This window comes from Micromonospora endophytica (assembly GCF_003236305.1).
Lineage (GTDB): Bacteria > Actinomycetota > Actinomycetes > Mycobacteriales > Micromonosporaceae > Micromonospora > Micromonospora endophytica.
The window spans coordinates 22,979-31,126 of the sequence record NZ_POTX01000044.1; the positions used below are offsets into that span (position 1 = coordinate 22,979).

Consider the following 8,148-nt stretch of genomic DNA (forward strand, 5'->3'; position numbering starts at 1 on the left):
GATGACCGCGAAGCCCCTCGTCGCCACCTACCGGGTGCAGGTGCGCCCCGGCTTCGACCTGGACACCACCGCCGGTCTCGCCGGCTACCTCGCCGACCTCGGCGTCACCCACCTCTACAGCGCGCCACTGCTGGCCGCCGCCCCCGGCAGCGCACACGGCTACGACGTGGTCGACCACCGCCAGGTCAACCCGGAACTCGGCGGCGAAGCCGGTCGGCAGCGGCTGCTGCGGGCGCTGCACGACGCTGGGCTCGGCCTGGTCGTCGACATCGTGCCCAACCACGCCGGGGTGGCCGTGCCGGCGGCCAATCCGGCCTGGTGGGACCTGCTGCGCCGGGGCCGCGAATCGGCGTACGCGAGCTGGTTCGACATCGACTGGAACGCCGGCCGGCTGCTGCTGCCGGTGCTCGCCGACACCCCCGACGCCCTGGCCGACCTCAAGCTCGCCGACGGCGAGCTGCGCTACCACGAGCACCGCTTCCCGATCGCCGACGGCACCGGCGACGGCAGCCCGCAGCAGGTGCACGACCGGCAGCACTACCAGCTCGTCTCCTGGCGGCGCGGCGACGCCGAACTGACGTACCGCCGGTTCTTCGCCGTCTCCAGCCTGGCCGGGCTGCGGGTGGAGGACCCCGAGGTCTTCGCCGCCACCCACGAGCTGATCCTGGCCTGGGCGGCGGCGGGCGAGATCGACGGCATCCGGGTCGACCACCCCGACGGGCTGCGCGACCCGGCCGGCTACCTGACCCGGTTGCGCGCCGCCGCCCCGCACGCCTGGCTGATCGTGGAGAAGATCCTGGAGTACGGCGAGGAGCTGCCGGACTGGCCGGTCGACGGCACCACCGGCTACGACGCCCTCGCGGCGGTCAGCGGGCTCTTCGTCGACGGCGACGGCGAAGCCGACTTCACCGCCCTGGACACCCGGCTCACCGGCCGGGCCACCTCCTGGGCCGACCTGACCCACGACACCAAACTCGGCGCGGCCACCCGGCTGCTCGCCGCCGAACTGCACCGGCTCGCCGCGCTCGCCCCCGACGTGGACGCCGACGCCGCCCGCGCCGCCCTCGCCGAACTGGCCGCCGCGTTCGGCGTCTACCGGGGCTACCCACCCGAGGGCGTCCGCCACCTCGCCAACGCCCGCGCCGAGGCGGGTCGCCGCCGCAGCGACCTGACCGGCGCCCTCGACGCGGTCACCCGCCGGCTGCGCGACCCCGACGACGAGCTGGCCCGACGCTTCCCGCAGTTCACCGGCGCGGTGATGGCCAAGGGCGTGGAGGACACCGCGTTCTACCGGTGGACCCGGTTCGTCGCGCTCAACGAGGTCGGCGGCAGCCCCGCCCACTTCGGCACCCGGCCCGGCCGGTTCCACCGCTTCGTTGTCGCCCGCCACGAGCGCTGGCCGGCCAGCATGACCACCCTGTCGACCCACGACACCAAACGCGGCGAGGACGTCCGCGCCCGCCTCGCCGTCCTCGCCGAACTGCCGCAGCGCTGGGCCGAACTGGTAACCCGCTGGATGGCCGCGGTGCCGCTGCCGGACGCCGCCCTGGCCCACCTGCTCTGGCAGACCGCCGTCGGCGCCTGGCCCATCGAACGCGAGCGACTGCACGCGTACGCCGAGAAAGCCGCCCGGGAAGCTGCCGCCTCGACCAGTTGGACCGACCCCGACCCCGCCTTCGAGCAGGCCATGCACGCCCTGATCGACGCGATCTACGACGACCCGGCGGTCTCGTCGGAGCTGGCCGCGTTCGCCGCCGAGATCACCCCGGCCGGCTGGTCCAACTCGCTCGGCCAGAAACTGATCCAGTTGGCCATGCCCGGGGTGCCCGACACCTACCAGGGCACCGAGCTGTGGGACAACTCCCTGGTCGACCCGGACAACCGCCGCCCGGTGGACTTCGGCGTACGCCGGGAACTGCTGGCCCGGCTCGACGCCGGCTGGCAGCCGGCGGTGGACGAGACCGGCGCGGCGAAGCTGCTCGTGGTCTCCCGCACCCTGCGCGCCCGCCGCGACCACCCGGAGCTGTTCGGCGACTACCAGCCGGTGCTCGCGGTCGGCCCGGCCGCCCGGCACGCCGTCGCCTTCGACCGCGGCGGTGCGCTCGCGGTGGCCACCCGTCTGCCACTGCGCCTGGCCGCCACCGGCGGCTGGCGGGACACCGCCCTGTCATTACCCGTTAACGAGATGTCGTGCCTGTTCACCGGGCGGGTCTACAGTGACGGTCAGGTCCGCCTGGCGGATCTGCTGGCCACCTATCCCGTCGCGCTGCTGGTGCCCACCACCTGACCCGGGAGGCTGCGATCATGTCCCAGTTCACGGTCTGGGCACCGGAGGCGAAGCGGGTGCGCCTGCGCCTGCCCGGCGGGGCCGACCACGAGATGCGCGCCGGCCGGGGCGGCTGGTGGAAGATCGAGGTGCCCGGCGCCGGCCCCGACTACTCGTTCCTGCTCGACGACGACGACCAAGCGCTGCCCGACCCCCGCTCGATGTGGCAACCCGCCGGCGTGCACGGCCCGAGCCGCCGCTACGACCACGCGGCGTTCTCCTGGACCGACGGCGCGTGGACCGGCCGGCAACTGCCCGGCAGCATCCTCTACGAGCTGCACGTCGGCACCTTCACCCCCGAAGGCACCTTCGACGCCGCCATCGGCCGCCTCGACCACCTGGTCGACCTCGGCGTCGACATGATCGAACTGTTGCCGGTGAACGCCTTCAACGGCGAACACAACTGGGGGTACGACGGGGCCTGCTGGTTCGCCCCGCACGAACCGTACGGCGGCCCGGACGGCCTGAAACGGCTCGTCGACGCCGCCCACGCGCGCGGACTGGGGGTGATCCTCGACGTCGTCTACAACCATTTCGGGCCCTCCGGGGCCTACGCGCCACTCTTCGCCCCCTACCTGGCTGACGCGTCCACCCCCTGGGGCAAGGCCGTCAACCTCGACGGCCCGCACTCCGACGGGGTACGCCGCTTCATCATCGACAGCATCCTCATGTGGCTGCGCGACTACCACGTCGACGGGCTACGCCTGGACGCCGTGCACGCCATGCCCGACACCCGTGCCGTGCACCTGCTGGAGGAGATCTCCGTCGAGGTCGAGACCCTCTCGGTCCACCTGGGCCGCCCGTTGTCGCTGATCGCCGAATCCGACCTCAACGACCCCCGCCTGATCACTCCCCGCGAGGCCGGCGGCTACGGCCTGCACGCCCAGTGGAACGACGACGCCCACCACGCCCTGCACACCCTGCTCACCGGCGAACAGCAGGGCTACTACGGTGACTTCGGCACCATGGAATGCCTGGCCGAGGTGCTGCGCGGCGCCTTCTTCCACACCGGCACCTGGTCCAGCTTCCGGCACCGCCAACACGGCCGCCCCGTCGACCTGCGCACCCCCGGCCACCGCTTCGTGGCGTACCTGCAAAACCACGACCAGATCGGCAACCGGGCCACGGGTGATCGGCTGAGTATGTCGGTGTCGCCGGCCATGCTCCGCGTCGGCGCGGTGCTGCTGATGACCTCGCCCTTCACCCCGATGCTCTTCATGGGGGAGGAGTGGGCCGCCTCGACGCCCTGGCAGTATTTCACGTCGCATCCGGAGCCGGAGCTCGCCACGGCGGTCTCGACCGGCCGGCGGCGCGAGTTCGCCACCCACGGCTGGTCGTCGGCCGAGGTCCCCGACCCCCAGGACCAGCAGACCTTCCTGCGCTCCCGGCTCGACTGGGCCGAGCTGGACAAACCCGAACACCGGCAGATGTACGACTTCTACCGGCGCGTGATCGCCCTACGCAAGTCCCGCCCGGAACTCTCCGACCCCCACCTGACCACAGTCGACGTACGCCACGGCGACCGCTTCCTGGTGATGCGTCGAGGCGGTTGCCTGGTAGCCGCCAACCTCGCCGACAAACCCCAACGAGTGACCCTGCCCGGCGTGGCCCGCCGGGTGCTGCTCGCCACGGGCGAGGGCGTCACGGTGCAGCGTGATCGCATCGAGTTGCCAGCGGAAACAGCGGCCATCGTGGCCCTCTAAACGTGATGCCGTGTGAATCTATGTCCGGACCAGGGGTTTCGGTATGGCGCCCAACCCCGGATTCCCTCGTCCGGGTGGCAGCCTGGCCGAACCGGTGCCCGTCGATCATGCAGTTGTGGTGCCGGAGTTCATATCTTTCGCCTGCTTTGCGGGGCACCATAACTGCATGATCGAGGCGACTTAAGTGATTTGGCGGGCGGGGGTGAGCCAGGCGAGAGGTTGTTCGGTGAGGGCGGCGTGGGCGAGGCGCTGGGCGGAGACGGGGCTGAGGGCGGCGCGGGAGCTGTCGATCCAGCGTAGGACATTGTCGATGCCCTGGTGGCGGTACTCGACGGCTTGAACGAGGCATTCGAGCTTGTCGGCGTCTCGGGCCCGCCGGTCGACGTCGAGTTCACGCTTGAGCGACGCGAAGAACGCGTCGGCTAGGGCGTTGTCGTACGACGACCCGATCCGCCCCATCGAGCGGCGGATGCCGTGCCGTTGGCAGGCGTCGGCGAAGTCGATGACGGTGGCCAGATACAACCAGCCGGCGACGACGCGCAGGTAGGTGATGTTCGTCCTGATCGCCGACGCCACGCGTGCGTTATTGCCTGCGCAATTCGATGACTGTGATGTCGGGTGGTGCTCCGACTCTGATGGGTGGCAGGGATGCTCCGACTCCGCGGGAGACGTAGAGCTGTGTGTGGTCGATGGTGTCCAGTCCCGCTGTGAGGGGTTGGGTCAGTGGCACGAGCAGGTTGCCGGGGAAGAAGGCTCCACCGTGTGTGTGCCCGGACAGTTGGAGATCGACTTCGCGGCGGGCGGCTTCGTGCACCTGCACGGGTTGGTGGGCGAGCAGGACGACGGGGTGGGAGGCGTCGCGGTCGCCGAGGGCCCTGTCGTAGTCGGGTGAGTCGTGGTCCTGCTCGCCTGTAATGTCGGTGACACCTGCGAGGTCTATGGCTCCGCCCTGATGTTTGATCAGTGTTCGGGTGTTGCGCAGGGTGGTGACGCGGAAGTCGGCGAGTGTGGCGATCCAGGCGTCGACATCGTGGCGGTAGTCGTGGTTGCCCGTGACGAAGAAGGTGCCGTGGGTCGAGGACAGCCGGGTGAGCGGCGCGGCGTGAGCGGCCAAGTCGCCGGCGGTGCCGTCGGAGAGATCGCCCACGATGGCGACGATGTCGGGCGACGTGTCGTTGATCATCCGGACCATGCGTGCGGTGTGGGCGCGGCCGAAGAACGGCCCGAGGTGGAGGTCGCTGGCCATGGTGATGCGCATGCCATCGAGTGAGGGGTGTAGTCGGCGCAGGGCCACGGGCACGACTTTCACATCTGGTGCTCCCAGGCCGCGGTGAAAGCCGTAGCCCGTGGTGGCCATGGCGGTACCGGTGGCGAGCAGCGCGACGGAGCGGGCAAGGATGAGACGGCGATCCACCATCCGCGGTGCGTCCTGAGCCGGTTGGGGATTCGGGGCACCCATGACCGAAGCCGCCACGGAGTGGCTCTGCAGCACGACCGACACCCGAGGGGCCTGCGCGGGAATCACGGAGCCGGATCCGGTTCGACGCCGCAGTGCACGCGCCGTGAGGCGTGTAGGGATCTCCAGGGCGACGAGCGTCATCAGCAGGTAGGCGGCCAGGGCGACCCACACGAAGGCCGGCCAGGCCAGCCATGCGATGCGTGTGGGGTTCGCGTACTGAGCGGCGAGGACACCGGTGGGGACCAGGACCGTGAGGGCGACCGCCGTAGCCCCGCCCGCGCGGCGCAGCCGGGCGGACGCTGTGACGTCCTTGACGAGCCGCAGGTAGAGGTAGCGGTGTGCGGCGGCTGAGGCGACGATGCTCACCGCGGCGACTGTGGCTTCCTGCGCGAGGGTGCTCACGCCGCTGCCTCAGCCGGTGGGAACGGACTGGAGACGGATCGTCCGTCGTGGGTGCTGGCGTCGAGGTGTCGGTGCATGGCGGGGTGCTCCGGGAGAGTTGTCGAATAGTTGGAGTTGATTGGTTCGGGGGTCGGCGGCGCCCGGCCGGAGGACGGCCGCGTCGGACGGCGGCACCTGGGGTCCATCTGCCTGCTTGCGCGGGTTCACTGAGGGCGGGCCAGGCCCACGTCGTAGGCGAAGATGACGGCCTGTACGCGGTCGCGGACATCGATCTTTGCCAGGATGCGGCTGACGTGTGATTTGACCGTCGACTCGGCCAGGTGGAGGTGCGCGGCTATCTCGGCGTTGGACCATCCCGTGGCGACGGCGGCGAGAACTTCGCGTTCGCGTTCGGTCAGGGCGGCCAATTGTCGTCGCTGTCCGGGGCGGAGGACAGGAGCGCTGGACGTCCGTTGTGGGTGCGAGGTGGTGAAGGCGTCGATGAGTCTGCGGGTCAGGCTCGGGGAGATGACGCTGTCGCCGGCCGCCACGGCCCGGATGCCGACGACGAGTTCTTCGGGGCGTGCGTCCTTGAGGAAGAAGCCGGCCGCGCCGGCCCGCAGGGCCTCGTAGGCGTACTCGTCGAGGTCGAAAGTGGTCAGGACCAGGACCCGCGAGCGGCTGCCGGACTCGACGATGCGGCGGGTGGCCTCGATGCCGTTGACGTTGGGCATCCGGATGTCCATCAGGACGACGTCGGGACGCAGTTCCGCGGTCAGGCGGACGGCCTCCTGGCCCTGGGAGGCTTCGCCGACGACTGAGATATCCGGCTGTGCTTCGAGGAGCATGCGAAAGCCCAGTCGTTGCAGGGTCTGGTCGTCGACGATGAGGACGGTGGTCATCTGCGGTGCTTCTCCATGACGGCGCTGGGCAGGGTGCGGGATGTGCTCAGGACGGTGTGGACGCGCCAGCCGCCAGCGAGGGTCGGGCCTGCGCTGATGCGCCCCTGGTAGAGGGCGGCGCGGTGGCGCATGCCGACCAATCCTTGCTCGCTGTGCCTGCCGTGCCGTTCGCGGTCCGGCGTACGGGTCGGGCCTGTGTCCTCCACCGTGATGTGCACCGATTCCTCATCTTTGCGCAGGTCGACAGACACGGCGGTGTCGGCCGCGGCATGTTTGAGCGTGTTGGTGAGGGCTTCCTGCACGATGCGGTAGACGGTGAGCTGAAGGCCGGGACTGAGCGGTGTCAGGTCCCCGTTGGTGTGCAGGTCGGCGGTGGGGCCGGCGGCGCGGACGCGGTGGAGCAGCGCGGGCAGGTCCTGAAGGGTCGGCTGCGGTGTGAGCGGGGTGGTGTCCCGCTGTGTCGCGGGGTTGTCGATCACGATGAGCAGGCGGCGTAGTTCCGCGAGGGCCTCGCGACTGCTGTCGCCGATGAGGTCGAGGGCGCCGGCGGATTTCTCCGAGCGGGACCTGGCCAGGGCGGCAGCTCCGTCGGCCAGCCCGATGATCACAGCGAGGGTGTGGCCGAGGATGTCGTGCATCTCGTGGGAGACGCGGGTGCGTTCCGAGGCTGCGGCCAGGCGCGCCTGCTGGTCCCGCTCGGTCTCCAGAGCCACGATGTAGGCCTTCGCCAGGCGTCCGGTGAGGGCCAGTCCGGCGCAGGCGGTCACGGCGAGCATGGCCAGCAGCGTGACGATTTCTGGGCGCTTGGCGTGTTGCAGTTGGCCGCTTCCCCAGAACGCCGCGATCCAGAGAACGATCTGGGCAGCGGTGACCGTGCAGGCGAGGACCAGCTGGCGGTGGCTACCGTAGCGGCCGACGTTGTAGAGCGCGACGATCCGGGCCGCGTCGGCGCCGTTGAGGACGTTCAGCGGCAGCGCGAGGACGGAGGCGGCTGTGGTGATCGCGAACACCAGGCCGGGCCGTCGTTCCCGCCACAGCAGCGGAACCGTGTAGGCGAGGGTGAGGACGATCTCGCTGGGCAGGTGGGCGCGGTTGGCCGGGTTGAGCAGGGAGGGCAGTGCGAGGACGGCGCAGAAGACGGGCACTGCCCACAGCCGCAGCCGGGGGTGGTCGCGGTCGAGCATCTGCCAGGCGGCCAGCCCGCTGATGATCGACACCGTGACGCGGTGGTCGGGGTCGCTGGTCAGTGACTGCGGAAGCCGGGAAGCATGGGGCGAGGTGCCGCGTACGGATTCTCGGGAGGTCGGCTCGCTCATGGCAGGTGGGGGCCTTTTCGCTGTCCGTGCAGGCCGCCTGCCGCCCCTCGGGGGATGGGGG

Annotated in this window: 5 protein-coding genes and 2 pseudogenes; 2 read left to right on the plus strand and 5 right to left on the minus strand. The window is 70.6% G+C overall.

From position 1 onward, the window contains the following. Position 1 precedes the first annotated feature (1 nt). Together treY and treZ are read left to right on the plus strand one after the other, a co-directional pair. A complete protein-coding gene (gene treY, locus C1I93_RS09520) occupies positions 2-2,287 on the plus strand; it encodes a malto-oligosyltrehalose synthase (RefSeq protein WP_111242871.1) in 2,286 nt (761 codons plus the stop codon). A gap of 17 nt (positions 2,288-2,304) precedes the next feature. Beyond that, on the plus strand, positions 2,305-4,029 hold the full coding sequence (gene treZ / locus C1I93_RS09525) for a malto-oligosyltrehalose trehalohydrolase (protein ID WP_111242872.1): 1,725 nt from the start codon (positions 2,305-2,307) through the stop codon (positions 4,027-4,029). A gap of 180 nt (positions 4,030-4,209) precedes the next feature. Here the strand turns inward: treZ and C1I93_RS09530 are convergent. The 5 genes and pseudogenes from C1I93_RS09530 to C1I93_RS09545 all read right to left on the minus strand — a co-directional run. After that, positions 4,210-4,401 (minus strand): annotated as a pseudogene (locus tag C1I93_RS09530) (HD domain-containing protein); the annotation flags it as partial. An 18-nt stretch (positions 4,402-4,419) separates the two neighbouring features. Further along, positions 4,420-4,539, minus strand: a pseudogene (locus C1I93_RS33235) (IS3-like element ISMxa1 family transposase); the annotation flags it as partial. A 73-nt stretch (positions 4,540-4,612) separates the two neighbouring features. Then, positions 4,613-5,854, minus strand: a complete 1,242-nt coding sequence (locus C1I93_RS09535) for a metallophosphoesterase (RefSeq protein WP_212808496.1) — start codon at positions 5,852-5,854, stop codon at positions 4,613-4,615. 239 nt (positions 5,855-6,093) lie between these two features. Beyond that, positions 6,094-6,771, minus strand: coding sequence for a response regulator (locus tag C1I93_RS09540; protein ID WP_111242874.1), 678 nt, complete (start codon positions 6,769-6,771; stop codon positions 6,094-6,096). Continuing rightward, positions 6,768-8,087, minus strand: a complete 1,320-nt coding sequence (locus C1I93_RS09545) for a sensor histidine kinase (RefSeq protein WP_111242875.1) — start codon at positions 8,085-8,087, stop codon at positions 6,768-6,770. The genes C1I93_RS09540 and C1I93_RS09545 overlap by 4 nt, the downstream gene beginning before the upstream one ends. Positions 8,088-8,148 lie beyond the last annotated feature (61 nt).

Bases quoted from the DNA above. Each gene is read 5' to 3' on its own strand.
- treY (WP_111242871.1), top strand. From the start codon at position 2: ATGACCGCGAAGCCCCTCGTCGCCACCTACCGGGTGCAGGTGCGCCCC.
- treZ (WP_111242872.1), top strand. From the start codon at position 2,305: ATGTCCCAGTTCACGGTCTGGGCACCGGAGGCGAAGCGGGTGCGCCTG.
- C1I93_RS09540 (WP_111242874.1), bottom strand. From the start codon at position 6,771: ATGACCACCGTCCTCATCGTCGACGACCAGACCCTGCAACGACTGGGC.
- C1I93_RS09545 (WP_111242875.1), bottom strand. From the start codon at position 8,087: ATGAGCGAGCCGACCTCCCGAGAATCCGTACGCGGCACCTCGCCCCAT.